Annotated in this window: 28 protein-coding genes and 1 other annotated feature; of the genes, 1 reads left to right on the forward strand and 27 read right to left on the reverse strand. The window is 43.1% G+C overall.

From position 1 onward, the window contains the following. Positions 1 to 217 (reverse strand) — a binding site (T-box leader). 43 nt (positions 218 to 260) lie between these two features. The 26 genes from QWY16_RS13090 to QWY16_RS13215 form a co-directional block, all read right to left on the reverse strand. Next, on the reverse strand, positions 261 to 776 hold the full coding sequence (locus QWY16_RS13090; protein WP_300989663.1) for a DivIVA domain-containing protein: 516 nt from the start codon (positions 774 to 776) through the stop codon (positions 261 to 263). Between the two features lie 92 nt (positions 777 to 868). Beyond that, complete coding sequence (locus tag QWY16_RS13095) at positions 869 to 1,657, reverse strand: YlmH family RNA-binding protein (protein ID WP_300989664.1); 789 nt, start codon at positions 1,655 to 1,657, stop codon at positions 869 to 871. 64 nt (positions 1,658 to 1,721) lie between these two features. Beyond that, positions 1,722 to 1,985 carry a YggT family protein gene (locus QWY16_RS13100; RefSeq protein WP_300989665.1) on the reverse strand — a complete coding sequence of 88 codons (264 nt, stop codon included), beginning with the start codon at positions 1,983 to 1,985 and terminating at the stop codon, positions 1,722 to 1,724. Between the two features lie 20 nt (positions 1,986 to 2,005). Then, positions 2,006 to 2,485: a cell division protein SepF gene (locus QWY16_RS13105; RefSeq protein WP_300989666.1), complete on the reverse strand. Its 480-nt coding sequence runs from the start codon at positions 2,483 to 2,485 to the stop codon at positions 2,006 to 2,008. Beyond that, positions 2,485 to 3,153: a YggS family pyridoxal phosphate-dependent enzyme gene (locus tag QWY16_RS13110; protein ID WP_300989667.1), complete on the reverse strand. Its 669-nt coding sequence runs from the start codon at positions 3,151 to 3,153 to the stop codon at positions 2,485 to 2,487. The genes QWY16_RS13105 and QWY16_RS13110 overlap by 1 nt, the downstream gene beginning before the upstream one ends. A gap of 300 nt (positions 3,154 to 3,453) precedes the next feature. Continuing rightward, the gene (gene ftsZ / locus QWY16_RS13115; protein WP_300989668.1) at positions 3,454 to 4,632 is read right to left on the reverse strand and encodes a cell division protein FtsZ; all 1,179 of its coding nucleotides are present in this window, start codon (positions 4,630 to 4,632) and stop codon (positions 3,454 to 3,456) included. 56 nt (positions 4,633 to 4,688) lie between these two features. Next, positions 4,689 to 5,978, reverse strand: a complete 1,290-nt coding sequence (gene ftsA, locus QWY16_RS13120) for a cell division protein FtsA (RefSeq protein ID WP_300989669.1) — start codon at positions 5,976 to 5,978, stop codon at positions 4,689 to 4,691. 101 nt (positions 5,979 to 6,079) lie between these two features. Next, entirely contained in the window at positions 6,080 to 6,445 is a 366-nt protein-coding gene (locus QWY16_RS13125; protein WP_300989670.1) for a small basic family protein, read from the reverse strand. A gap of 2 nt (positions 6,446 to 6,447) precedes the next feature. After that, positions 6,448 to 7,164 carry a DUF881 domain-containing protein gene (locus QWY16_RS13130; protein ID WP_300989671.1) on the reverse strand — a complete coding sequence of 239 codons (717 nt, stop codon included), beginning with the start codon at positions 7,162 to 7,164 and terminating at the stop codon, positions 6,448 to 6,450. 15 nt (positions 7,165 to 7,179) lie between these two features. Further along, positions 7,180 to 7,914: a DUF881 domain-containing protein gene (locus tag QWY16_RS13135; protein WP_300989672.1), complete on the reverse strand. Its 735-nt coding sequence runs from the start codon at positions 7,912 to 7,914 to the stop codon at positions 7,180 to 7,182. Continuing rightward, the gene (locus QWY16_RS13140; RefSeq protein ID WP_300989673.1) at positions 7,883 to 8,677 is read right to left on the reverse strand and encodes a cell division protein FtsQ/DivIB; all 795 of its coding nucleotides are present in this window, start codon (positions 8,675 to 8,677) and stop codon (positions 7,883 to 7,885) included. The genes QWY16_RS13135 and QWY16_RS13140 overlap by 32 nt, the downstream gene beginning before the upstream one ends. A gap of 19 nt (positions 8,678 to 8,696) precedes the next feature. Then, a complete protein-coding gene (murD, locus tag QWY16_RS13145; RefSeq protein ID WP_300989674.1) occupies positions 8,697 to 10,061 on the reverse strand; it encodes a UDP-N-acetylmuramoyl-L-alanine--D-glutamate ligase in 1,365 nt (454 codons plus the stop codon). Beyond that, positions 10,062 to 11,030 (reverse strand): phospho-N-acetylmuramoyl-pentapeptide-transferase, encoded by a 969-nt coding sequence (gene mraY, locus QWY16_RS13150; RefSeq protein WP_300989675.1) that lies wholly within the window; start codon positions 11,028 to 11,030, stop codon positions 10,062 to 10,064. Positions 11,031 to 11,054: 24 nt separating this feature from the next. Beyond that, the gene (locus QWY16_RS13155; RefSeq protein WP_300989676.1) at positions 11,055 to 13,391 is read right to left on the reverse strand and encodes a penicillin-binding transpeptidase domain-containing protein; all 2,337 of its coding nucleotides are present in this window, start codon (positions 13,389 to 13,391) and stop codon (positions 11,055 to 11,057) included. Next, on the reverse strand, positions 13,388 to 13,750 hold the full coding sequence (ftsL, locus tag QWY16_RS13160) for a cell division protein FtsL (protein ID WP_300989677.1): 363 nt from the start codon (positions 13,748 to 13,750) through the stop codon (positions 13,388 to 13,390). The genes QWY16_RS13155 and ftsL overlap by 4 nt, the downstream gene beginning before the upstream one ends. A gap of 12 nt (positions 13,751 to 13,762) precedes the next feature. Continuing rightward, the gene (gene rsmH / locus QWY16_RS13165; protein WP_300989678.1) at positions 13,763 to 14,701 is read right to left on the reverse strand and encodes a 16S rRNA (cytosine(1402)-N(4))-methyltransferase RsmH; all 939 of its coding nucleotides are present in this window, start codon (positions 14,699 to 14,701) and stop codon (positions 13,763 to 13,765) included. Positions 14,702 to 14,722: 21 nt separating this feature from the next. Then, positions 14,723 to 15,154: a division/cell wall cluster transcriptional repressor MraZ gene (mraZ, locus tag QWY16_RS13170; RefSeq protein WP_300989679.1), complete on the reverse strand. Its 432-nt coding sequence runs from the start codon at positions 15,152 to 15,154 to the stop codon at positions 14,723 to 14,725. Between the two features lie 147 nt (positions 15,155 to 15,301). Continuing rightward, on the reverse strand, positions 15,302 to 16,921 hold the full coding sequence (gene bshC, locus QWY16_RS13175; protein ID WP_300989680.1) for a bacillithiol biosynthesis cysteine-adding enzyme BshC: 1,620 nt from the start codon (positions 16,919 to 16,921) through the stop codon (positions 15,302 to 15,304). A gap of 74 nt (positions 16,922 to 16,995) precedes the next feature. Continuing rightward, a complete protein-coding gene (locus QWY16_RS13180; protein WP_300989681.1) occupies positions 16,996 to 17,379 on the reverse strand; it encodes a DUF3397 domain-containing protein in 384 nt (127 codons plus the stop codon). A 3-nt stretch (positions 17,380 to 17,382) separates the two neighbouring features. Next, entirely contained in the window at positions 17,383 to 18,240 is an 858-nt protein-coding gene (locus QWY16_RS13185; protein WP_300989682.1) for a ketopantoate reductase family protein, read from the reverse strand. A gap of 81 nt (positions 18,241 to 18,321) precedes the next feature. Continuing rightward, positions 18,322 to 19,872: an acyl-CoA carboxylase subunit beta gene (locus QWY16_RS13190; RefSeq protein ID WP_300989683.1), complete on the reverse strand. Its 1,551-nt coding sequence runs from the start codon at positions 19,870 to 19,872 to the stop codon at positions 18,322 to 18,324. 30 nt (positions 19,873 to 19,902) lie between these two features. Further along, positions 19,903 to 20,118, reverse strand: coding sequence for an acyl-CoA carboxylase biotin carboxyl carrier protein subunit (locus QWY16_RS13195; RefSeq protein ID WP_300989684.1), 216 nt, complete (start codon positions 20,116 to 20,118; stop codon positions 19,903 to 19,905). Then, positions 20,115 to 21,464, reverse strand: a complete 1,350-nt coding sequence (locus QWY16_RS13200) for an acetyl-CoA carboxylase biotin carboxylase subunit (RefSeq protein ID WP_300989685.1) — start codon at positions 21,462 to 21,464, stop codon at positions 20,115 to 20,117. The genes QWY16_RS13195 and QWY16_RS13200 overlap by 4 nt, the downstream gene beginning before the upstream one ends. A 119-nt stretch (positions 21,465 to 21,583) precedes the next feature. After that, on the reverse strand, positions 21,584 to 22,336 hold the full coding sequence (locus tag QWY16_RS13205; protein WP_300989686.1) for an enoyl-CoA hydratase/isomerase family protein: 753 nt from the start codon (positions 22,334 to 22,336) through the stop codon (positions 21,584 to 21,586). 83 nt (positions 22,337 to 22,419) lie between these two features. After that, complete coding sequence (gene rpmF, locus QWY16_RS13210; RefSeq protein WP_300989687.1) at positions 22,420 to 22,596, reverse strand: 50S ribosomal protein L32; 177 nt, start codon at positions 22,594 to 22,596, stop codon at positions 22,420 to 22,422. A gap of 24 nt (positions 22,597 to 22,620) precedes the next feature. Then, positions 22,621 to 23,154: a YceD family protein gene (locus tag QWY16_RS13215; RefSeq protein ID WP_300989688.1), complete on the reverse strand. Its 534-nt coding sequence runs from the start codon at positions 23,152 to 23,154 to the stop codon at positions 22,621 to 22,623. Positions 23,155 to 23,281: 127 nt separating this feature from the next. Here QWY16_RS13215 and QWY16_RS13220 point away from each other — a divergent pair, with 127 nt between their 5' ends. Beyond that, positions 23,282 to 24,481, forward strand: a complete 1,200-nt coding sequence (locus tag QWY16_RS13220) for a nucleotidyltransferase (RefSeq protein WP_300989689.1) — start codon at positions 23,282 to 23,284, stop codon at positions 24,479 to 24,481. On the opposite strand, the gene QWY16_RS13225 is transcribed toward QWY16_RS13220, so the two are convergent. Continuing rightward, the gene (locus tag QWY16_RS13225; protein ID WP_300989690.1) at positions 24,469 to 25,494 is read right to left on the reverse strand and encodes a SepM family pheromone-processing serine protease; all 1,026 of its coding nucleotides are present in this window, start codon (positions 25,492 to 25,494) and stop codon (positions 24,469 to 24,471) included. The two genes, QWY16_RS13220 and QWY16_RS13225, sit on opposite strands and share 13 nt — an antisense overlap. Between the last annotated feature and the right edge of the window lie 17 nt (positions 25,495 to 25,511).

Raw genomic sequence — 25,511 nt, forward strand, 5'->3', positions numbered from 1 at the left:
GAAAGGGACGAGAAGCTAAACTCGCGGTACCACCCTTGTTGCAGCTTATTGCTGCCACTCGAACACCGTAACGTGGTGGAAACGGAATTGGATACTCAATCGGTTCACCAATTCTGCTCAAGAGTGATTTTCCTCAAAACATTCTTCATCAGGCTCGCACTGTCCCTGACTCGCTTTATCGAATTATAAAGAGTACTGTCTCCGTCAACGCTTTTTAATATATGACGTAATTATAGAAGTTAGAAGTTCTTGCGTCAAGCTCAGTAAACTTCTTTCTTTTCTTCCAGTTTATCCAGATTGGTCGTATCGATATCATACTCCATCAATGTTTCCCAATCATCTGTGTCAATCAAGTCCAATTGTGCTTCAACAAGCATTCTGAAACGGCTGCGGAACACTTTTGACTGCTTCTTCAACTCATCGATTTCCATCGCAATGCGGCGGGCTTTCGTCAATGATTCATTGACAATGCGATCAGCATTCTTTTCAGCTTCACGAATAATAAGTTTCGCTTCTTTCTGTGAGTTCCGGCGAACTTCTTCAGCAGCTTCCTGTGCAACAACAATTGATTTTTGAAGAGTGGATTCGATCGTTGTAAAATGGCCGACACGTTCGTCTGTCTGTACCAAACGATCCTCTAATTCTTTCTTTTCTCTTAATAATAATTCGTAGTCTTTGATGATTTGGTCCAGGAATTCGTTTACTTCGTCTTCCTGATATCCTCTAAATCCTCTGCTAAACTCTTTATTATGTATATCCAGCGGGGATAATGGCATTTAGGGCACCTCTCCTTAATTATCTTCGTTTCTTTACATTATACAGTCCGTAGCAGTAAATATCAGTAATATTTCGCATTTTTTCAAACTGCTTATTTGTTATTCTCTAATCGGCCAATCAGCAGACGGATTTTATCCTTCTTGGTACGGCCTTCGATTTCCACCATTTTCACACGTCCATACCCACGAGATGATATCATATCCGATTCATTCAATTCAAATGCTGGCTGTTCCTGGACGGTCCAATTCACTTTTACTTTGCCTCCAGAGATTAAAGCAGCCGCTTTTTGGCGGGAAATATTATAGACTGAACTAATGACCGTATCGAGGCGCAGAGAGCTGACTGTATGGCTTTCTTCCGTCCATTCTTCTGTCACATTTATAAAATCGCTGTCAGAACTTACCTCTTCTAAATGCACTTTCACTTTTGCAGCCGTTGTAAAGTTCGCCTGCAAGTATGCGCTGACTTCATCAGCAACGGCAATCTGAATCTGCTGGCCCTTGATTCGGATGTCACCATACTTGCTGCGATCCAGGCCAATCGACATCATGGAGCCTAATATATCCGGATGCTGGAGAGTAACAAATTTGGTCGGGTAATTCAATTCAAAAACCGTGATCTGAAAATCCTCTTTTTGCACTTCATAATAAGATGGATACAACAACACACGCTGTCTTTCGGCGTCTTTAAATAATCCCGACGCGGCCATCTGGATGTCATTTGAACCTCCGATGACAGAAGTTACGATAAACCGCTGGCGAGGATCAAGAAAATCAGTCAGCTTAGGCGTATAGCGGTCTTCTACATCAATCATCCAGCCAGCGACTTGTTCAATGAACGGCTGCTCGTCTTTTCTGAAATGCTGAAATAATGAATCCATGGGAATGGCTCCTTTACGAAATTAAATGGGCTTCAAGCAAAAAACCTCACTTATCGTGAGGTTATTAGACGAAATAAGAAAACAGAACAACTATGCCTCGGCTTGCAAGATTCAAAGCGAAAATTGCGACGATCGGAGAAAAGTCGATCATGCCAAGCGGAGGAATAAACCTCCGGAAAATATCAAGGTACGGATCTGTAATGCGGGAAAGCATTTGGCCAATACTTGATTCTTTCGCATTTGGCAGCCAGCTCATTAAGATGCTGGCAATCAAAATAAATGAGTATATATTTATAGCCATTAAGATTAAATTCAATAGAGCTATCATTGGTTGTTCATCCACCTCTTTTATTGTTCATCGTCATAATAATAATCAGATATTGCTCCGTCTACTTCAACCGTATCCGGCACGCAAAGAAAAATATCCGTTCCGATGCGCTGAATATCCCCTCCAAGTGCATACACGGTGCCACTTAGAAAATCAATGATCCGCAAGCCTTGGTCTTTTTCAATCCGCTGCAAATTAACGACAACGGCACGTTTATTTTTTAAATTCTCAGCAATATCTTGAGCTTCTGCATAAACTCTCGGTTCAGCTAAAATCATTTTTGAAGATTTGACTGCACTTTGCAGGCTGATCAAATTAGGTGCACTTGTTTCCACTGTTTTTTGTCTCCGTTCATTTGATTGTTTGCGAATTTCTGTTTGAACTGTTGCAGGTTTTTCATAGCGTGAAGCTGCTTGTTGCTTCGGCTGTTCTGCCGGCGGCTCTTCTTCTTCGAACTCTTCCAAGTAAAAAAAGTTTTTAAATTTGTTTTTAATGCTCATCACTTTGCCTCACTTTCTGACCCAACTAATGCAGTTCCAATACGCACAAAAGTTGCTCCTTCTTGCGCTGCAATTTCATAATCATTCGACATTCCCATTGAACATTCAGTGCAAGGGGCATGGCTCAATCCTTCAGCAGCAATTTCAAGTTGCAGCGCTTTTAATCCTTTGAATACTTCGCGGATCTCAGTCTCGTCTGTCGTGTTTGGCGCCATCGTCATTAATCCGATTACTTGGATTTTATCGAAGGCTTTCAGTGATTTTACAAAATCCAAGGTTTCTTCAGCAAACAAACCACTTTTAGACTCTTCTTTAGAAACATTTACTTGCACAAAACATTTCACCGGATGAGCAGCGCGTTTTTGAATTTCTTTCGCCAAACTCATTCGGTCTAAAGAATGCAGATAATCAATTTGGTCAATGACCTCTTTGACTTTTCTTGTCTGTAAGTTGCCGATGTAATGCCAGTTCACATCTGCTTTAATCGCCTGCCGTTTTTTCAACAACCCTTCCGGACGATTTTCGCCAATATGGCGAATTCCTGCTGCAATCGCTTCTTCCGTGCGCTCAATGCCCACCTGTTTAGTGACTGCAATGACCTGAATATCCGGCTGGATATTATTTAATTGAGTTTTGATTTCTTCATACACTGGTTTAATGGCTTTCATGGATTCACAACTTTTCTATCTTTTCTATAGATGTTCAACTTATTGTACCAAGTAACAGATTTTTTATCAATTATGCCCTATTCTCAAAGCCATGTTAGGAAATCCGAATAGTTTTTCTTAATCATAGTTGTGAAAGAGGCATTTGTGTACATGCTTTTACGATTGCATCGTGTTAATTTTGAAGACCGGAGAGAGAACGTGAATAATTTGATTGAACTCTTTTTCAACGACAGCTCTTTGCCATAAACCCCATAATAAAAATAGTCACAAAAAAACAGCTGCCCACAGGCAGCTGTTCTATTATCTTCTTTTTTGTCTATTGCGCAAGAACGTAGGGATATCTAATGCATCGTCCTGTTTTTCCTGGCGCACAGGCTCTTGCTGGTAAGCAGGGTATGTCGGCTCTTCACGGCGCTGTTCTTCGCGGCGTGCTTCACGAAGCGAAGGCGGTGGAGTTTGCTGTTGGATGGACTGCACTCGGCTTGAGTTTAATCCTGATCCTCTTGGCGTTCTCGGCTGCAGCAATTCTTCATTAAAGCCTGTAGCGATAACCGTTACCACAATTTCATCTTTTAAGTTGTCGTTGATGACAGATCCAAAGATCATATTCACATCTTCGTCTGAAGCAGATGCTACAATATCAGCAGCTTCTTGAACTTCATAAAGGCTAAGATTAGACCCGCCTGTTATGTTCATCAAGACGCCTTTTGCTCCGTCAACGGAAACTTCAAGCAATGGGCTTGATACAGCTTTTTTTGCAGCTTCTGAAGCACGGTTTTCACCTGAAGAGACACCGATGCCCATCAAAGCTGATCCTTTATTGGACATAATTGTTTTAACATCGGCAAAGTCAAGGTTGATAAGACCCGGTACGGCGATCAAATCTGAAATCCCTTGAACCCCTTGGCGAAGAACATTATCCGCTTCACGGAATGCTTCAAGCATCGGAGTGCTCTTGTCAACGATTTCAAGCAAACGATCGTTTGGAATAACGATTAGCGTATCAACCGATTCTTTCATCGTGCTAATTCCGCTGATTGCTTGGGTAGCGCGTTTGCGGCCTTCAAACGTGAATGGGCGAGTAACTACCCCTACAGTCAAAGCGCCAAGTTCTTTTGCGATTCCAGCGATGACAGGTGCAGCACCTGTACCGGTTCCCCCGCCCATTCCTGCAGTAACAAATACCATATCTGCTCCGCGAAGAGCTTCTTCAATCTGCTCTTTACTTTCTTCAGCGGCTTTTTTGCCGACTTCTGGATTAGCGCCTGCTCCAAGTCCGCGAGTCAGTTTACCGCCGATTTGAAGTCTAACTTCAGCTAGTGAAAGGTTTAATGCTTGTGCATCTGTATTTACAGCAATGAATTCCACGCCTTGGACACCGTGTTCGATCATACGGTTTACCGCGTTGTTTCCTCCGCCGCCAACACCGATCACTTTAATAACTGCTAGTGCATCAACTGTTGTGTCAAATTCCAACATTCTTTTTCCTCCTAAAATTGCTCAGCTTTTATAGTAAGCATAATGCAACGTTGATTTTATTCAAAGAATCTATCGAACATTTTTTTGGCTTTTGTGACGACGCCTTCGCCATTTTGCTTCGGTTGTCTCTGCTTTTTAGGCTGCGGTTGCTGCTGCTGTTCTTGCTCAATTTTAACTGATTCGGATAAAGCAGCTCCACTTCCTACATTGCCATAGAACATATCTTCCATGTAAGCATATTGGATAAGGCCTACAGCAGTTGTATATTGAGGCTCACGCACGCCGATATATTCCGGCACAAACAAGCGGACACGTGTTTGAAGGATATGCCGGGCTAGCTCTGGCAATCCTTCCAGCTTAGCCATACCGCCAGTTAAGACGATTCCTCCTGGAAGGTCTTGGACTCCAAGCCGGTAAAGCTCATCTAAAATCAATTCGAAAAGTTCTTCCAGGCGAACCCCGATTATTTCAGATATGTATTTTTGACTGTATTGCTCTTTTGTATCCGATCCGATAACTGGCACTTCGAACAATTCATCTTCAGATGCATCGTCGTAAAAGGCATGCCCATATTCAAGTTTGATTTTTTCGGCTTGTTCTGTTGGTGTTTTCAAGACAATCGATAAATCTTTTGTAACATGGTCTCCTCCTACAGGAATAACTGAAGAAGCAGTCAGATGGCCATTTTGGAAAATAGCTATTGACGTAGAGCCTCCACCGATATCAATACAAGCTGTACCATGGTTTTTCTCATCTTCCGTCAAAGCTACATATCCTGCAACTAACGGTTGTACATAAATATCCCTGATCTGAAGGCCTGCGCGTTCCACACATCTTAATACATTATGCAAAATAGTTTTAGATGTTGTTACCATTGTACCATCCATCTCAAGCCGAATCCCAATCATACCTCGCGGATCTTTGATTTCGTCCAAGTGATCTACAATATACTGTTCCGGGATGATATTAACCAGTTCCCGTTCAGGTGGGATTGAAATAACTTGGGCTGCTTCCAATACACGATCCAAATCATCATCTGTAATTTCTCTGTTCTCACTGTTTACCGCCACAACACCTTTAACTGGGTGTAGCGAAGCTTTGTTTGCTGGAATTCCCAAAACCACTTCATGTATCGATTTGCCAATCATGCGTTCTGCTTGATCAACCGCTTTTTTTATGGATTGAACTGTAGCATCTATATCAACAATCGCACCTTTTTTAATTCCATTGGATTTTACGTTTCCTACGCCGATGACATGCAACGACTTGTTGGCCATTTCTCCGATTAAAACTTTAACGGATGACGAACCGATATCTAGGCTTACATATAATTCTGATTGACTCAATTCGTGGCACCTCCTTATTAAACTGCTGTTACTTATATTCTATTGTAAATTGTACACCTTGTCTAAGTAAAACGGGGTAACTTTGAAAATTTTCCTTTAACTTATCCATGAGACTCCTGCAGTTCTTTTTTTTCAGACCATTTTGTTAAGATGATCCGGCGGATAACAGCGATATTTTGGAACAAACGGACGCCGAACGCAAAAATAGCTGCCAAGTATAAATCGACTCCCAAATGCACTCCTATAAAAGCAAGGCCAGCTGCAAGAACGATATTAAAGAAAAAGCCGGACACAAAAACTTTATCATCGTAAACTTGCTGCAGATGGGCACGGATTCCTCCGAATAATGTATCCAGGGAAGCGAGTACAGCGATTGATAAATAGTTCGCGTATTCAGGTGGAATCTGGATGTCAGTCAAAAGGCCAAGTGAAATTCCAAGTATTAAACCCAATATTGATAACCACATCGCTATTCACCCTCCGCTTCCTCTAAATAATGATATTCAATTTCTTTTTCATATGCTTCTACTGTCAATGCATCTACCGGCTCAGAAACAATGACTGATAAATTATCGATATAAAAATCATCTAGAATACGGGATGACATTAAATGATTATACAGCTTTTCTGTGTCTTCTTTCGATTTTGACACAATTTTAATATTGAACGGCGGGGTTTGGATAGGGACAGTGTTAACGGTGGTCGCTCCATTAATATCTCGGATTGCAGTCGTATTTATAATCCGGTTGCCGTCAATCGAAACGTATAGCCCATTATGGCGATTAATTTCATTGACAAGGCGGATCAGCAGATCGGGTGCAATGTCTTCGATATTCAACCCTAAAGCGACTGCTTCTGGAGAAGGTTCAATGGATACTTCTATACCCGGGCCAGTAATTTCTGTCAGACCAGCCAATCTCTGCAAATCTTCGACCGTTTCTTTTAACGCTTGCTCCGGACTTTCAGTAGATGCATCTTCGTATTTTGTTAAAGTTTCATCGACTGTCCCGATTTCTGACAGCAATTCAGAATGAAGCCGCTTTTCCTGTGCAAGCTCTTGCCTAATTTGCCATACATCTCGTGTATCACGGGAATCCGGTTCGTTGATCGTGTTATATTGAATTGCCGCCATCAATCCGATGACGAATAATATGATTGAAAACCGGGAAGAGATTTTCTTTTTCATCCAGCTCCCCCTCATTTAGGATTCTGACAGCAAAGCGGGCATTGAAATTTTTTGCCCAGCGTCTAGTGTGACGATAACGTTGTCGTTAACCAGCTGATCCATTACTCCACCTGAAAGTTTTATTGACGATTCCAGTACTTCAGGTTTTCCGATAGCTTCAATAGTAAATGGGGCAGGGTATTGGACGCCGTCAACTGTGATAACAGGACCCGTACATACAATATACGAATTTCCATGTATCCGCTGTCCATTGATTGAAATTGCCTGAGCACCAGATATGTATAATTCATTGATTACTTGAAACACATGGCTTTCGTGCACGATATAATCATTCGGATTGACTGAATTCGCATCGTATTCCCCGTCTTGGAGCGTGACTTTCAATCCGCTTCCTTCAACTGGCAATATCCCAGTATATCGTCGCAGCGCGTCAGCTTCTTCCGCATAATCAGTGAAACGGTTTTCACTGTTTGAAAATGATTTCTCATATTCCTGGATAGTTATTTGTTTTTCTTGCAATTCCTCGCGCAATGATTTGTTGCGCTCCTGCTGCTCAATTAGCTCTCCCCGGAACCGTTCCTCTTCCTCGAAAAAAGCGCCTCCGGTAAATTCTTCAGCAGCCTGCTCAGCTTGTGAAAGGCTGTAGGAATAAGCCAGGATAAAGCCTAATACAAGAAAGACCAAAGAAAAAACAATTGATTTGCTGATGCTTGCCCTGTTAATCCTGTTCGGGTTCTGCCGGTTTTTCATTTTCAGCACCTTCCTTCCGAGGACCATAAACATCATCGTACGAACGGAAGAAAATTCCGACCTCCATGTCAATAACACCCTTTTGCCCATCTTCTAATTGTGCTACGACTGATGGATAATAATTCAGCTTTTCAGCTAACGAGCTTAAAAGACCTCTTACTTCGTTCCCGTCATTCATATACAGTGTAACAAATGCAGTCCGTTCTTCGCTCGGCTTCAAAATAATTTGAGATATCAAGTTATACACCACCGGCTTGACTTCGGTAAGCTGGGACACCAGTTCTGTCCGATTTTTATCGTCGTCAAAATTAGAGAAGATGGGACCGCTTACTGCCTCGACCGGCTTTTCTAAAGGAAATCCGTTTGATAAAACCATTTGGTAGCTATTGCCTTTATCAAGATAACCAATGCCTTCAAATTCCTGGATTTCGATTTCAACTCCAGTCAGCCATTTCTTGTTAACTGAAGATTTTTCAACCCATTCCAGTTCATTCAGGTTCTTTTCGATTTCTTTTTCGCTAAATGACCACATAGAATCACCAATCGTCAATTCGCTTAGCCGTTGGTATTCTTCTTCGTTGTACAGCTCAGCTCCTGTAACGTGGATATCCTGGATTTTGCTGTACTTTGTCTGGCTGTAAAGGAGAACCCCCAGTAGAACAAGAAAAATGAACAGCAACGCCACGAACTTGCGATTGGTTCTTTTTTTCCGCCGCTCACGAAGCGTCGGGATACGTTCTTCAATATCAATCACTTTGTCCATACTTGCTGCTCCTTCCCCTTTATTCGTTTGCTTCCGTTACCCGTTGAACTGCATTGATAAATGCATCTCCGCGAATTTCAAAACTATCGTATTGATCCCAGCTTGCGCAGGCAGGAGACAAAAGAATCGTGTCTCCACTTTCAGAATGCCCTACTGCTTTTTCAACTGCATCTTGCATGTCCCCTGCTTTTGCAATAGTGGAGACACCGCAGTTCTCTGCAAAATCAGCAAATCTGTCTGCTGTTTCGCCAAACGTGATAAGTACTTTGACTCGATTCATATAAGGACGCAGTTCTTCTAAAGAATGGTTGCGCTCTAAGCCGCCGGCAAGAAGGACAATTTGTCCAGGAAACGCTTCAAGCGCACTTTTCGTGGCCAAAGCGTTGGTTGCTTTTGAATCGTTATAAAACTTTCGGCCTTTCCAGGAAACAATAAACTGGGAACGGTGCTTAACTCCTGTGAAGGACGTAAGAACCCGGATAATAGTTTCCTTTGTTCCGCCCCACAGCAAGGCAGCTGCAGTTGCCGCTAGAATATTTTCAAGATTGTGCTGGCCGCCAAGCATGATTTTCGACCGTTCAATCAGTTTTTCTCCTTGCCAATAGACAAATTCACCGTCAGCACTAATGCTTTCCTCTGTTCTGCCTTTCAAAGTAAAAGGGATTAACTGAGCCTGGCATTTGGCAGCAAATGCAGCGAGAAGCGGTTGATCTGCATTATAGATAAAGTAATCGTCTTTTGTCTGATTTTGAGCTATTTTCATTTTTGAGGCTCTGTAGTCTTCGATCGAGCCATGATAGTCAAGATGCGCTTCATAAAGGTTAGTAATAATCGCGATTTGCGGACGGAACGTTTCTGTTCCTTTTAATTGGAAAGAAGATAATTCCGTGACGATGACATTTTCCGGCGTCGCTTTTTCTGCTACCCCCGCTGCCACAGTTCCGATATTCCCTGCTATTAATGGTTTTTTCTTATCTTGGTTCAGCATATGGAACAACAAAGTCGTTGTTGTGGTTTTGCCATTTGATCCGGTAATTCCGATAAAAGGAGCTTCACTGATTAAATAAGCAAGCTCAATTTCCGTCCAAATTGGAATGCCTTTTTCTATAGCTGATTGAATAATAATATTAGTATAGGGAATTCCAGGATTTTTCACCACTAACTCAAAACCTTCATCAAGCAGGTCTTCTGGGTGTCTTCCGCAAATTACGGTAACACCCGCATTTAGCAGTTCTTGTGCTTCCGGATTTTCCGCAAAAGGTTTTGAGTCGTTGACAGTCACGAAAGCCCCTAATTGATTGAGTATGCGGGCAGCTGTGAATCCGCTTTTAGCGAGTCCGAGCACCAGTACTTTTTTATGATGAAGTTGTTGTACTTGATTCATTTACATTACCTCCAAAGCAACAGCGATAGCTGCAGCGATAAGCCCTACTGTCCAGAAAACAGTGACGACTTTCCATTCTGACCATCCGCTCAATTCGAAATGATGATGAATTGGGCTCATCTTGAAAATTCGTTTCTTTCTTAATTTGAAGCTGCCGACTTGTAATATTACAGATAAGGTTTCTATAACAAAAACCAGTCCGATCAAAAGAAGCAGCAATTCTTGTTTCAATAGAATTGAAACCATGGCCAATGCCCCGCCAAGTGCTAAAGATCCTGTATCGCCCATGAATACTTTCGCCGGGTATTTATTGAATACCAGGAAGCCGATCAAGGCACCAGCTACTGAAAAGGTAAATAAGGCGATTCCGGTCTCCTCTTGGTTGATAGCCAAAACACCAAATGCAGCAAAAGCGATAGATGCTGTTCCAGCGACCAATCCATCAAGGCCATCCGTTAAATTAACAGCGTTGGAAAATCCAACAAGCCAAAAAATTAAAAATAATACATAAACAATAGACAATTCAATTGAAAAAGTTGTGAATGGAATTGCGACAGCCGTATCAAATTCAATGCTATTCAGCAATAAGAATGAAATGACGGCAATGACGATTTGAGCAATTAGTTTCTGAAGTGATGTTAAGCCTAAATTCCGCTTTAATACCACTTTGATAAAATCATCCAAAAAGCCGATTAAACCAAATCCGAAAAGGACCAGCAAAAGAATCATGATTTCCGCTGTTATCCCTTCCGTAAACAACGCAACCAGTAAAACAGTTGCGATTATAGCGATTAAGTAGACGAGGCCACCCATAGTGGGAGTTCCCGTTTTTTTCATATGGGATTCGGGTCCTTCTTCACGGATACTCTGTCCAAATTTCATCCTTCTCAACAAAGGAATAAAAATCGGCATGAGTACTACTGTCAATAAAAAAGCGATTCCAAAACCTAGCAACAAATTTACGTCCATTATAGAGCTCCTTTAAGCAAAAAATTATTCAGCTATTTCTTCTTCAGGTGTTTCTTCAACTAGTTCTTCTTCGACGGATTCGCCAGCATTGTTTTCTTCCTCAATGGTTTCTTCAATGCCAGGATCAGCCGCTGCTTCTTCTTCCGATATAACTTGATCTTCTGGTGGAATTCCTTCGGGACCATCCGTCATCTGTACTTTCGAAAAATCTTCAGGTGTCTGAAGCTGAATGACAACTGGATCGCTTTGAGTGACTTTAGAGCCTTTCGATAAGCTTTGGCTTACCGCGTACCCTTGGCCGGCAAGTTCCAGTGACAAACCGCTTAGTGATTGATAAGCCAATAAATCACGCTTCGACCAACCAGTAAAATCAGGTAAAATTGTTGGTCCTTCTGTTTTTAGAATAACAGTTCCGCCCTCGACTATTGTCTGTCCAGCTTCCGGGAATTGGCCCTTCACTTCTGAAGCACCACCAGTAACGGCCACTTTCAAGCCTTTTTTTGTCAATTCCTTTGTAGTGTTAGCAGATGATTTGCCTGCATAGTCTTCCAAAGTAATGGTCTTGGCAGATTTCGAGTTTTTCGGTTTGATATTCATATGCTTTAATCCGTTTTCCATCACTGAAGTGAAGATTTTGGCTACAGGTGCAGAGCCGTATTCACCTGCAGGCAATTGAGGCTGCTGAACACCGATATAAACAAGCAATTCCGGATCTTCGGCTGGTGCCATTCCAAGGAAAGAATACAAATAACCATTTTTCCCTTGATTGATATAACGTCCATCTTTTCCTGGCACTTGGGCAGTCCCTGTTTTACCGGCAACTGTATAATCCTGTAAAGCAAACGGACGGCCAGAGCCGACTTCCGATGTAACTGTAGATGCAAGGATTTTCCGGACTTCTTTTGCCGTTTCAGCAGATATAGGCTGGCCAGCTTCTTCCGGCTTGCTTTTCACAGAAACTTTCCCGCTGTCAGGATTCTTAATCTGGTCAATCACATAAGGCTTCATCATGACGCCTTCATTGGCAATCGCTGATGCAGCTTGGATCATCTGGATCGGTGTCACTGTTGAGCCTTGGCCGTAAGAAGTCGTTAACCTATTGATCGGATACTCATTCAGGATTTTACCGGAAGCCTCATTCGGCAAATCAATACCCGTTTTTTTGCCAAAACCGAAGGCATCGATATAGGTCATAAATGTTTCAGGCCCCACCCGTTCTAACAAATACGCCATGGAAACATTGGAAGAACGCTGGAAGCCTTCCAGAAACGTAATACTTCCCCAGCCTCTGCCGCTGTTATAGTCACCGATTGTGGTGTCCAGCAATGTATACTTCCCGGAATTATAATAAGCATCCGGGTCCCATTTGCCTTCTTCAATCGCAGAAGCAAGCGTAAACATCTTCATTGGCGATCCAGGTTCAATCGTCAATTCTATACTTTCATTGAGCCAATTATCCGAAAGGCCCTCACGTGTGTTCGGATTAAATGTCGGACGCTGTGACATGGCAAGAATTTCACCAGTATCCGGATCTGCAATGACAGCAATCATCCGGGCCGGTTCATATTCATCCTGTACCTTAGTCATTGCATCTTCCAGGAAGTTTTGAAGTGTTCTATCCAGTGTCAGTTGAACATTCGAGCCATCAACTGCCGGGGTTACTGCAGACTCGCTATTTGGAAGCAAGAACCCCCATTTATCTGTAGAAAACTCCATTTTGCCATTCTTTCCAGTTAACGCTTTATCATGAATCGATTCAAGTCCCATTCTCCCTTTTGTCACCATTTGCCCGTCGTCTGTTTCTTCTTTCATTGCAAAGCCGACTAAATGGGACGCAAAGATACCATTTGGATATAAGCGCTTTAGATCTTTAACAAAAATAATCCCTGGAATTTCATCTTCTTTCATTTCCAGCATTTGGGTATGGCTGATTTCCCGGCCTGCTGCTCCAAATTCAACTTGATACCGGTCTTTCTCAACACCTTGCTTTAAAATGTCCAAGATTTTTTCTTCCGGCATTTTTATATGCTGAGCAAGTGCTTCTGCGGTTTTTTCCACATTTGTCACATGTCGTGGACTGCTGGCATGCTGAGTAGCGGATTCATCCAGAACGGCAACCACCTTATACGTCAGTGTATCTTCCGCAATTACATCTCCATTGCGATCCAGGATTTTCCCGCGCTCAGCTGTAAGTACTTGTTCTTGTTGGTATTTTGCCGCGGCTTTAGCTGCTAGTTCTTGTCCTTCAACAGTTCCAGTTGCCTGAATAGTGACAATTCTGACCGTTAAAATGAAAAAGAGCCCTGCGAAAACTAAAAACAGCAGAAAGGCTCCCCATTGAAATCGAAACTTTTTTTTCATTGTCCTGGCACTACCACCTTTACATTTTGCTCATCTAATTTTAGGCCTTTTTCTTTCGCTTTTGCCCAAATGCGCTCATATGAAGACAGTTCTTTTACCTGTACAGACAAATCTGTATTTTGTTTCATTTTTTCATCGATTGAATGTTCAATTTTTTGAATTTCTTGTGTAGATGCCTGAATCACTGACTGGTTTTGAAGCACTAATAGTGCACACAGGACAAATGCCGTCAAGAAAGACAAGTAAAGGACTTTCTCACCTTTTGTAATAAGTTTTTTTCTTTTTACCGGTTGCCGGTCCGGATTTTGAGGAACGGCCGGCTGTTGTATGTATGCTTCCTTTCTCACATGTAACGCCATTTGAACACGCCCTTACTCTCTAATTTTTTCTACAATCCGCAATTTCGCTGACCGTGATCGATTGTTTTGTTCCAGTTCTTCATCAGAAGGGAGAATAGGTTTTCTGGTTATAAGTTTAAATTTCGGTTCCATGCCTGCTGGGATCACCGGCAGGTTTGGAGGCAGTTCCGGCATCGAAGACGATTCTTTGAAAATCGTTTTGCATAACCGGTCTTCCAGCGAATGGAAAGTGATGACACTGACTCTTCCGCCGACAGCAAGCAAGTCAAGCGCATGCTGCAATGAGGTTTCCGCTGCACCAAGTTCGTCGTTGACTGCAATCCGGATCGCTTGAAAAATACGTTTTGCCGGATGGCCGCCTTTCCGTCTTGCAAAAGCCGGAATGCCGTCTTTAATGAGGTCTACTAACTGGCCAGTAGTTTCAATCGGCGCCATTTCTCTTGCTGCTTCAATTTTCCGGGCGATTTGCTTGGAGAATTTCTCTTCTCCATACCTGTAGAAAATACGGACCAGCTCTTCAAATGGCCACTCGTTCACAACATGATAAGCACTCAACTCAGCTGATTGATCCATTCGCATGTCTAATGGAGCATCATTGTGGTAGCTGAATCCTCTTTCAGGTGTGTCAAGTTGAGGAGAAGAAACTCCGAGGTCATAGAGAATGCCGTCTACTTTTTCAATTCCGTACATTTCCAACTCTTCTTTTATGAACTTGAAATTTGCGTGAATAAAAGTGATTCTGTGTAAGTAATCTTGCAGTTTTACTTGCGCATGTGCAATTGCTGTTGCATCTTGGTCGAAGCAATATAGATGGCCATCATCTGATAACTGCTGCACCAGATATTCGCTATGCCCTGCTCCGCCGAGCGTGCAATCCACATAGATGCCGTCAGGACGAATGTTCAGTCCATCGACAGTCTCCCGCAGTAAAACCGTGGTGTGGTTGAACAATCCATTCCCCCCATTCAGTTTTTAAAAATCAAAGTCTGCTAAATTCTCTGCAATATCATTAAATGAATCTTCAGATGCGGTGAAATATTCTTCCCATGCTTCTTTCGACCAGATTTCAAATCGATTAGACACACCGAGGATTACGCATTCTTTTTCGAGTTTCGCATAAGATAATAATGTTGCTGGAATATTGACGCGTCCTTGTTTATCAAGTTCCACTTCAGAGGCACCTGAAAAAAAGAACCGTGTAAATGCACGTGCGTCTTTTTTAGTGACTGGCAGCTCTTTCAGCTTTTCTTCAATCTTTTGCCACTCATCCATTGTGTAACCAAATAAGCATTGATCCAGGCCACGGGTAATAACAAAATTTTCGCCAAGTTGTTCGCGAAACTTTGCAGGTACGATTAAACGTCCCTTTGCATCAACACTATGTTGATATTCTCCCATGAACATACCTGTCACCCCACTTAATGTCTTTAATGTACCACAATCCCCCACTTCTCACCACTTGTTTTTGAAATATTTCATGTATGTTACAGAATTTAATCTCATATACACTTCTTGAGACAAAAAAAGTCTGCCAAGGCAGACTTTTTACTGTTACAGGTAGATTATTTTATGGTTTTTGTCATATTTAAAATCCAGTTTCATCATGTCACGAACAAGATCTAAGCCGTATGCATTCATGTAAGGAAAGGGGCTAAAAACGCGTTCCTGGAAATTTGCATCCGGACGCAATTCCATCTCGATCAATCCATAATGATTAAATTGTGTACTGTTTTGCAAAACGACTTCATCTTCCATTTTATGCTTTAAAAATTGAAGCTGTTTTAAATGAAATTGAAGATTTTTCTCTACAAGGGGCACTAGCCCCCCACTGATGGCGGCAAAACTCTCTTTTATTTCTTCGTACTGGGTTTCCAGTTGACGCTGCACTTCTTCTACTAAGCTTTCAGCTTCTTTTTCCCGAATCGATTCCATTAAAGTATTGCGCAGTTCTGCCACTTTCAGTTCAGTGAAAACTTCTGAAAACGTCAGCTTGTATTTTTCCAGAAGGGTTTGGACTTGCCGGTTGATCAAAGTCATCCCCAGACGCGGCATGACGATGGGAAGCTCCAACCCCATTACTTTAAATGCCCCTTTAAGGGCAGCCCAATAAGCAATTTCGCCCGGCCCTCCGACAAATGCTAAAACCGGGAAAACCATTTCTTGCATCAAAGGGCGGGTAACCACATTATTGCTAAGGCGTTCCGGAGAACTTTTAGCGATTTCAAGCAATTCTTCAACAGTAAACGATACAGCTCCTTCATTGCCTATGAAATTTTGGCCATCACGCTGAAGCAAGATCCGTTCACTGTTCACCGTAATGAACAAATTTGCAGCTTGAGATTCCGCTTCTATCACCGCGGAATAACCGTCTTCCACTAAACTTTGTTCAGATGCCAAAACAGCTTCCGCAATTTCTTCCGAGTTTTCAATCATTTGCACAAAATAAGGAGATTCATATTTCCGAAGCGCCGGATTTGCTGCATCAACATAAAGGAGTCCTTCTTCTTTGAAAAAATAATTGAGCAAAGCTGAAAAGAATTCCGTAAACGACTCTGCCTGTTCCAGGAGCGAAAACACCAATTGATGAAGTGCTTTTGAATGTTCCGTTTCAGGCAAGCTTCTGAAATATTCTTCCAAGTAGGAATGCACTTTTACCTTATTGAGTTTTGCAGACGAAGCTGAGTTTTTCCCATATTCGGCATGCGGGAAGTTCAATTTATCCAACCTGCCGTTTACTTCTCTATACAGATGGCTGATTTCCGCCAAATCGTGGTCTTCACCAGCAATCCAGAAGACGGGAACAACTTTTGTTTTTAGTTGTTCCGTGGCCTGTTTTGCCAGCACAATTACTGAAATCGCCTTATGCACCGTGTAAAGCGGTCCCGTCAAAAGCCCTGCCTGCTGGCCTGTCACGACGACCGGCGCGCCGTTCTCAAAGTCGCTCAAATGGCTTTCCGCTTTTTCAGAGATGCCATTCGGCTCCATGTATTCCCGCAGAATGCCCCCTAATCCGGCACGGTCAACTTTATGCTGCTGGATAGCTTCAAAACGCTTGCTGAACTCTTCAGCGCTTGGTTCATATGAAAAATACTGCAGTATTTTCGACTTTCCGTTTATGTAATCATCCATTAGTTTGCTAGCCGGTGCTATATATTGTTCCTCTAACCTCATGAAAAATTGTCCCCTTTTCCCTTTACATTCAGTTCTACTATATCAAACGCAAACGCAGTTGGAAAAAAATACGCCTACAATCCAAAAAATCGGCTGATTGTAATTGCTGCGCCGGCAATCCAAAGGAGAACGTAGGTAAAGCTTAAAACTAAAAAATAAATTCGCCATGTCTTGCGGAAAAACTTGCCAATCTCAATCTCCTTTGATTTTTTCCATTCGATGGTTAAAACAGAAATTGCGATTAAAATGGCCACTATATAAATAATAAATGCGAGATCGATTTGCCATATCACAGAAACTGCTAGCGGTACGGAAATAAACAGCAGAAACGTCGTTAAGTCAGCGGCCAGCCCAATAGATCTTAAGCCCAGCTTTTTTCTCGTAAGCAATACAGCCAACACAAACAATATGAACGGGACAAAAATAACAACGGCTCCGATAAAATATATGATGTCCATCGGTCAAACCTCAGTGGATTTTAATAAATGATAAAAAGCTTTGAGCAAAGGAAGTTCAGTTGATGAACGTTTCAGTAGATAAAGTAAAATCGTATCGAGCTCCATCTGGCGGCCCGCCATTTTATCCATCAGCATGGAAGATGAATTTTGTGCAGTGACAGCGCAAAGAGCAGTTACTTCTTCAAAAGGCAGCAATGTTTCAATTTCCGGGAATGCCCGGTATAACTCCGTATAAACATCTTTCATCAGTTCGTAGGCATAAGGGTTCGTCAAAAGTTCGCCGTTCTTTATCGCCATTAATGCTGTCAATGGATTAATGATGCCATTTAGCAGAACTTTCCGGAACAACAGCTGATCGGCATTTTCACGCCACTCAATATTGGCTCTGTTCAGTTGAAGCAGCGGCAAAAACTTTTGTTTATCGCCTTTTAAAAGCGCCAATTTAATCATGCCATTTCCAGTATGCTTTATTTCATTGTCGCTAATCTTAAGAGCCCCATGTTCTACACTGCCTGCTGCAATATTTTGCTGAGGCATTTCTTTGATAAACTGAAGGTGCAACATGCCATTCTGCAAAAACACCAGTGGATTTTCACGGCCGTACTCTTTTAAATAAGGCAAAATTTGTTCCAATGCATCATATTTCACAGCCAGCAAAAGATAGGCTTCCGGATCGATATGACTCCAATCCGTAAATGCCTTGACATGATGATTTCTTTGTTCTTTGATGATTCCATTTTCATTGATTTTTTTTGCTTGTTCACTGCGGCGCGTCAATAATTGCACTTGTGCCCCAGCTTCTTCAAGCAGGCAAGCAAGCAGCATTCCGACAGCTCCTGCTCCCACTATGACAAATTTCATGGCAATCCTCCTTAATCAATACAATATTTTTCTAAAAAAAGAAGCCTGCCTTATAAAGGCAGACTTCCATACTTAGTATGATTATACAGGATAAACCGCATGTTTTCGATATGGCATCGGCAAATCTTTAGTTTCATAAAATGCCAGGCGCTGCGATACCACTCCCCGCAATTGATGCGGTGCTACAATTTCATCGATGATCAGCTCAGAGGCCAATTTGTAGATGTCAATTTCTTCTTTGTATTCCTGATGTTTTTCCTGCACATACTTCAACCGTTCTTTAGGATCTTCAATGGCTTCGATTTTATTCGAATATACTGCATTGACTGCCGCTTCAGGACCCATTACAGCAATTTGCGCTGTAGGAAGGGCGATGCAGACATCCGGCTCGAAAGCAGGGCCAGCCATTGCATAGAGGCCGGCACCGTATGCTTTACGGACTATGACCGATATTTTAGGCACAGTGGCCGAACTCATCGCAGCGATAAACTTTGCGCCGTGCCGGATGATGCCGGCACGTTCCACTTTCGTTCCGATCATAAAGCCCGGAACATCCGCAAGGAACAGTAACGGAATAGAGAAAGCGTCGCAAAGATTGATGAATTTGGCGCCTTTATCGGCAGAATCACCAAACAGCACGCCGCCTTTCACTTTTGGCTGGTTAGCTAAAATCCCTACTACTTGACCATCGATGCGCGCAATTCCAGTGATCAATTCTCCAGCAAACAGCTTTTTGATGTCAAAAAAGCTGCCTTCGTCCACCAATTGATCAATCAACTCATACATATCAAATGGCGCGTTCTGGTTCTCAGGAATAATCGCTTCTAAAGTCCGTCCAGCTTTTGCTGCTTTCGCTTCAATTTTCTCCGGTTTCAAAGCAAAGTTTGCCGGAAAATTGGCCAAATAGCGGCGGGCTTCAGAAATGGCTTCTTCTTCACTGAAAACAAGAACGTCGCCGACGCCGCTGACCGTACAATGCATGCGTGCACCGCCCATTTCTTCAAGCGTCACTTTTTCACCTATGACTTTTTCGGCCATGCGCGGCGATCCAAGGTACATTGACGCATTGCCGTCAACCATGATGACTATGTCGCAAAATGCCGGTATGTAGGCGCCTCCCGCTGCAGATGGGCCGAACAATAAACAAATTTGCGGCACCATGCCGGACATTCTTACTTGATTGTGGAAAATCCGCCCCGCACCCCTACGGTTTGGAAACATGTCAAGCTGGTCCGTAATTCTAGCCCCCGCCGAGTCCACCAAATACAGCATCGGCACTTGCATTTTCTCAGCCGTTTCCTGTATCCGAATAATTTTCTCAACCGTGCGCGAACCCCAAGATCCCGCTTTGACGGTGGAGTCATTGGCCATTACGCAAACCGTTTGGCCATTCACTTTACCGATCGCTGTGACAACGCCGTCAGCCGGCAAATCGCCAGCTTCGACATTGGCAAAGCGCCCATCTTCCGCATAATGCTCATCGTCGAACAAGAGCTTCAAGCGGTCACGGACGAATAATTTATTGTTTTCCTTCATCTTCTCGTGATATTTGGGATGCCCTCCCGCAAAAATCGTCGCGAGTTTTTGTTCCAAGCGTTCGTTATAGCCGGTCGTTTCACTCGTTTTTGTCATTTTCGCTGTCCCCTTTGCATAAAAACTTTCTTATTCACCAAGTGTAATCAATGTTTCTTCTTCGTTGACAAATCCGCCGACTTCTACATGAATTTTCTCCACAGTACCGCTGATTTCGGCTTCAATCGGAATTTCCATTTTCATCGATTCGATTGTGACAACTGCTTGCCCTGCACTTACCGCTTCACCTTCTGCAACCAAAACATTCAATACCGTTCCTGCCATCGATGCTTTCAATTCTTTCATAATCCTTGTTCCTCCTTTGTCTTTTCGAGCCATGTCGGCAATACAGATGTTGCGTATTCCCCGCTTGCAAATTCCTGGGATTCAATAAACTCTTTAAATAATGAAATATTGGTTTTTACTCCCACTATTGTAGCATGATTGAAAAAATTCTGTGATTTCCGAAGAGCTTCTGCCCGGTCACTGCCCGTAATAATCACTTTTGAAATCATCGGGTCGTAAAAAGGAGTGATGCTGTTGCCTTGTTCATAACCTGATTCAATCCGGGCGCCTTCTCCCCATTCAATTGCCTGAAGCGTTCCAGGCGAAGGAAAGAAGGTTTTTGGATCTTCGGCATATATCCGGTATTCGATTGCATGCCCGGTAGACTGGATGCTGTCCTGCGGGGGCAGCTTTTCCCCTTTGGCAACGTTTATCTGCCATTCGACCAAGTCAAAACCAGTTACTTGTTCTGTGACTGGATGTTCCACTTGGAGCCGGGTATTCATCTCTAAAAAGTAAAAGTCATTATTTTCATCAACGATAAACTCAACCGTTCCAGCATTTGTATAGCCGACTGCCTGGCCTGCCTTAAGAGCCGCTTCACACAACCGGACACGTGCTTCCTGCGGCAAATGAGGTGATGGCGATTCTTCAATGACTTTTTGGTTTCTCCGCTGGACGGAACAATTCCGCTCAAACAAATGAACGATATTGCCATGTTGATCCCCAAATATCTGGACTTCGATATGCCGGGCGTTTGGTACAAACTTTTCCAAAAAAACGACATCATCACCGAAATAGGCTTTGGCCCGATTTTTTACAGAAGCAAATTGCTGACTGAGCGCTTGCTCATCATCACAGCGCACCATTCCGATGCCTCCGCCTCCAGCACTGGCTTTCAGCATAACTGGATAACCAATCGCTTCCGCTTCTGCTAAGGCTGCTTCAAGAGATGCTGCCCCTTGTTCTGTTCCGGGCACTACCGGGACGCCAGCTTGAATCATCGTCCGGCGGGATTCGATTTTATCGCCCATTTTTTCCATGATATCAGCGGATGGGCCAATAAAGATCAATCCTGCTCTTTTCACTTTCCGGGCAAACTCAGCATTTTCGGACAGCAGTCCATATCCTGGATGGATGGCCTCTGCTCCATGCGCTTTTGCCGCTTCAATAATCTTGTCTACTTGCAAATACGATTGTACGACCGGATTTGGTCCGATTAAGACAGCTTCGGTTGCTTCACTGACATAAGGCAGATCCCCATCAGCCTCAGAGTGGATGGCAACCGTTTCGATGCCAAGCCGATTGCATGTGCGGATAATCCTCCGTGCAATTTCGCCTCGGTTCGCAATCAGGATTTTATTCATATAAGAAATACCCCCTGTGTTTTTCTCCCTTCTCTAGCATATACGACTTTTGTAAGCGATTTCAACTATTGGTGAAAATTTTTTATAAATTGAAAAAAGACTTCCGCAATCCGGAAGTCTTACTTTTTAGGTTTTGTTAAAAAATCATTGACGGCTTCATGATGTGCATCTTTGGCCCAAAGCTCGGCGCAACGCCGCACTTCTGCTTCTACACGGTCTTTGAGGCCGTTCAATCGCCATTTTCTGATGGCGACTTCTTTATATGCACGGTGCACTTCCGGCCGGATTTTTTTCATCGTTTGGAAAAATTCGTCGATGTCTGCCTGATCTTTGACCACTTTTGTCGCCCAGCCCATTTCAAACAGCTGTTCTGCTGAAAGGGCATTAGCATCGCTCAACATTTTCAGCGCACGGTCATGCTGCAAAGTTTCAAATAAATACGTGGCTCCACCCCAGCCGCTTGTCATCGCAAGTGTCCCTTGGATAAACCCGCATTTCGCGTGCTCCCATACCAGCCTGTAATCGCATGCTGTAGCGATTTCACAGCCTCCGCCGACTGCCGCCCCATTTACCAGCGCAACTACCGGCACAGGCAAAGTTTTAATGGAATAAAGCACTTCGCTCATCCGTTTCAACATCGGATAAGCCTGTTCTTCTGTTTTCAGTTCATGAAAAACCGATAAGTCGCCTCCTGAACAAAAAGCTCGGCTTCCGGTTGCGGTAATAATCACAACACGCGGATTCGAATTATGTACTTTCTTTATTAGCTCTTCAAGTCCCACCATGACTTCATCATTAATGGCATTTCGGATTTCTGGCCGATCTATCGTAAAAGTCATGATCTGATCTTTCATTTCAATTTTATACGACATCTTACCACTCCTTATTTTTGGATAGAGAAAAAGGCTATCGAGAGCCATGGCCTCTCAATAGCCTTTTAGCAGCAAATACTGTTTTATTTGCTTGCTACTACTTCTTTCCCTTTGTATGATCCACATGCTTTGCAGACGTGGTGAGCCAATTTCGATTCGCCACAGCTTGGGCAAGTTACCATGCCCGGCAATGACAATTTGAAATGTGTACGGCGTTTTCTTTTAACGGTTTTGGACGTTCTTCTAGCTGGTACAGCCATCGGTGACACCTCCTTACAATGATTCTATTCATCTGACTGATCAAAATACTTGGCTAAATCAGCAAGTCTTGGATCCGGTTTTGGTTGTGCGTCTTCTTTCTCGGCTTCCACTTGCTCATCAGTTGAATAGGACCAGTCGTTGCCGCCAGTTATAACGGTTTCTTCAGAGTCCTCCTTGAACACTTGAATCGGTACTTCCAACAGAATCAGTTCTTCCAGTACCGGCTGAAGATCAATTGTTTCAGTGGCCACCATGTGAACATTATCGTCTTTTGTATCCCGGTCTTTTTCAGACCATGAGAAAATTTCAACCGATTTGATGTCAATAGGAAATTCAACGTCTTCCCAAGTTCGTGCACAAGGTAGCGTTAGCATCCCTTTGAGATGAAGCTGGCACGTAATTTGTTGTGAACCAATCGTGCAGTGTCCTGTGACGTGTACAGGTGAAATTTCACGAATATCACTATTGCGTTTTTTCACTGCATCCAAATGGACGATTTCGTCAATTGGCATTCCGTCTTTGCGATGCTTTTGAAGCTGTTGAATCGCCATTTTCATAAGTATCACCTCTAAGACAACAAAGTTGATTATATAATGCACAGAAATGGATGTCAAGATAAAATCTTGTCAGGACAATCCCGACATCGGTATACTGTTATTAAAGTTTACCAAAGGAGGGATAGAAATGAAAGCTACAGGCATCGTGGTTGAGTACAATCCTTTCCATAACGGCCATCTCTACCATGCCCGGCAATCCAAAATTGAAACAGGCGCTGATGTGATCATCGCTGTTATGAGCGGCCAATTTCTTCAACGCGGAGAACCTGCGTTTGCCGACAAATGGACCCGGACGGAAATGGCGTTATTGAACGGCATTGATATTGTCATTGAACTTCCCTATGTTTACGCTACTGCCCAAGCATCGGATTTCGCAAAAGGCGCTATTGCTCTGCTCTCTGCCATAGGCTGTGAATCTTTTTGCTTCGGCAGTGAAGAAGGCGCTATCCATCCTTTTCTTCGAACGTACGAGCTCTTGAATGGACAGCGGGAGCAGTATGAGCAAAAGATCCATGAAGCCGTCCAAACCGGCATCAGCTATCCCAAAGCTATGAATAGAGCTTATAATGCCTTAACCGGGAATAGCGACGGATACGCCGACTTGACACAGCCCAATAATATTCTGGGCTATCATTACATAGATGAAGCAAAAAAAATGGGTTCTCCTATGAGTCCGCATACGATTCAGCGCATTGCCGCCAATTACCATGATCCGATTGATAAAGGATTGACCATTGCCAGTGCTACAGGCATACGGCAAGCCTTTTTCGAAGAAGGTTCCATGAAAGAAATAGCGAATTACATGCCTGTGCCTTCTCTCCTCAGCCTGCAGGAATTCAACCGGCAATATCATGCATTCGGCAGTTGGGAGCAATTCTATCCTATGCTGCGCTATAGCATCTTAAAAGAGCGCCCAGCTCAATTAAAGCGTTTTTCCGAGGTGACCGAAGGCATTGAAAACTTAATATTCGAGGCAGCTGCAAAAGAGCATGAATTTGAAGGGTTTATCGGCCGCGTCAAATCGAAACGCTTTACCCGGACGCGTATCCAGCGCATGCTGACGCATATTTATACCGGCTTTACATGGGACCAGCTCCGGTCTTTCCAAACCCCTTCTTATCTGCGTTTACTGGGAATGTCTGAAAAAGGCAAGCGTTATTTAAATCAGCAAAAAAAGAATATCGGGCTTCCCCTCATCAGCCGCGCCGCTAATTTAACGGACCCGATGGGAAAACTCGATATTCATGCCAGTTCCATGTATCTGCTTGGAATAGGAGCTAAAGATTTGAAGAAAGAATTCACTTCGCCACCGCTTTATTTCGGCTGAAGCTCTTCCAAATAGTCAATAGCGTCGTCGATGGTCTTAACCGGAACGATTTCCATATCAGTTCCGATATTTTCCGCCGTTTCTTTGGCTACATCATAATTGGATGCTGAAGCTCCTTCTGTTTCATCGGCTGGAGCGAAGAAAATATCAATCTTTTCATTGTCGGCAGCGATCACTTTTTGGTCAATGCCGCCAATTCTTCCCACTTCACCCGTGCCTGCCATGGTTCCAGTTCCTGCAATGTTATAGCCTTTTGTAATATCTTCCTCAAGCAATTGATTTAAAATTTCAAGCGTAAACATTAATCCCGCCGAAGGTCCTCCAATGTTTTCTGAATCGATTTTCACATCGGGAGTCGTCTTTATTTCTTTGTTTTCCACAAAAGTGATTCCTAGTCCGATCCGTTCCGGATCAGTCGGCAGCGGTGCTAATGCAATGGTTTCAGTAATTTTTCGCTGTTCCCGTTCAAAAGCCAATTCCACTTTATCTCCATCATTTTTGCTGGATATATAATCCACAAACTCTTTTTGAGTTTCAAAATTGTTGCCGTCAATCGACAGCACTTGATCTCCGGGAGCTAAAATTTCATCTGCAGCTCCACCAGGAAGCACGTTCATAACAAAAACACCCTTATTATCAATTTCATAAGGCAGTTCGGCTTCTTCAAAAGCGACTTGCAATGCATTCACTTGAGAATCAGACATCAGTTTTAGTTGCCGAACATTATACTCTTCGTCACTTTCGTGCGGACTGCGCACTTCTTCCGGTTTTAATATCTTATAACCGTCCTGGAATTGCGCGAAAAGATATAAAGTCGGCGTAGCATTCAGCATAGAGACCGTCATCAAACTCAAACTTCCTTGATCATCGTCATCTCCGCCATCCACATTCACTAACGGGCTTAGCTCATAGGCTCCGCCCGGCCGGGTAATATATAAGTTCATTTGGTAAGTCGATAAAAAAACAGCTAATGCGGCAACTATTACCAGCACAATCAGCTTATTGTTTTTCATTTGCTGCTCCTTTCCGA

The organism is Planococcus shenhongbingii (assembly GCF_030413635.1).
In the GTDB taxonomy this organism is placed as follows: Bacteria; Bacillota; Bacilli; order Bacillales_A; family Planococcaceae; genus Planococcus; species Planococcus shenhongbingii.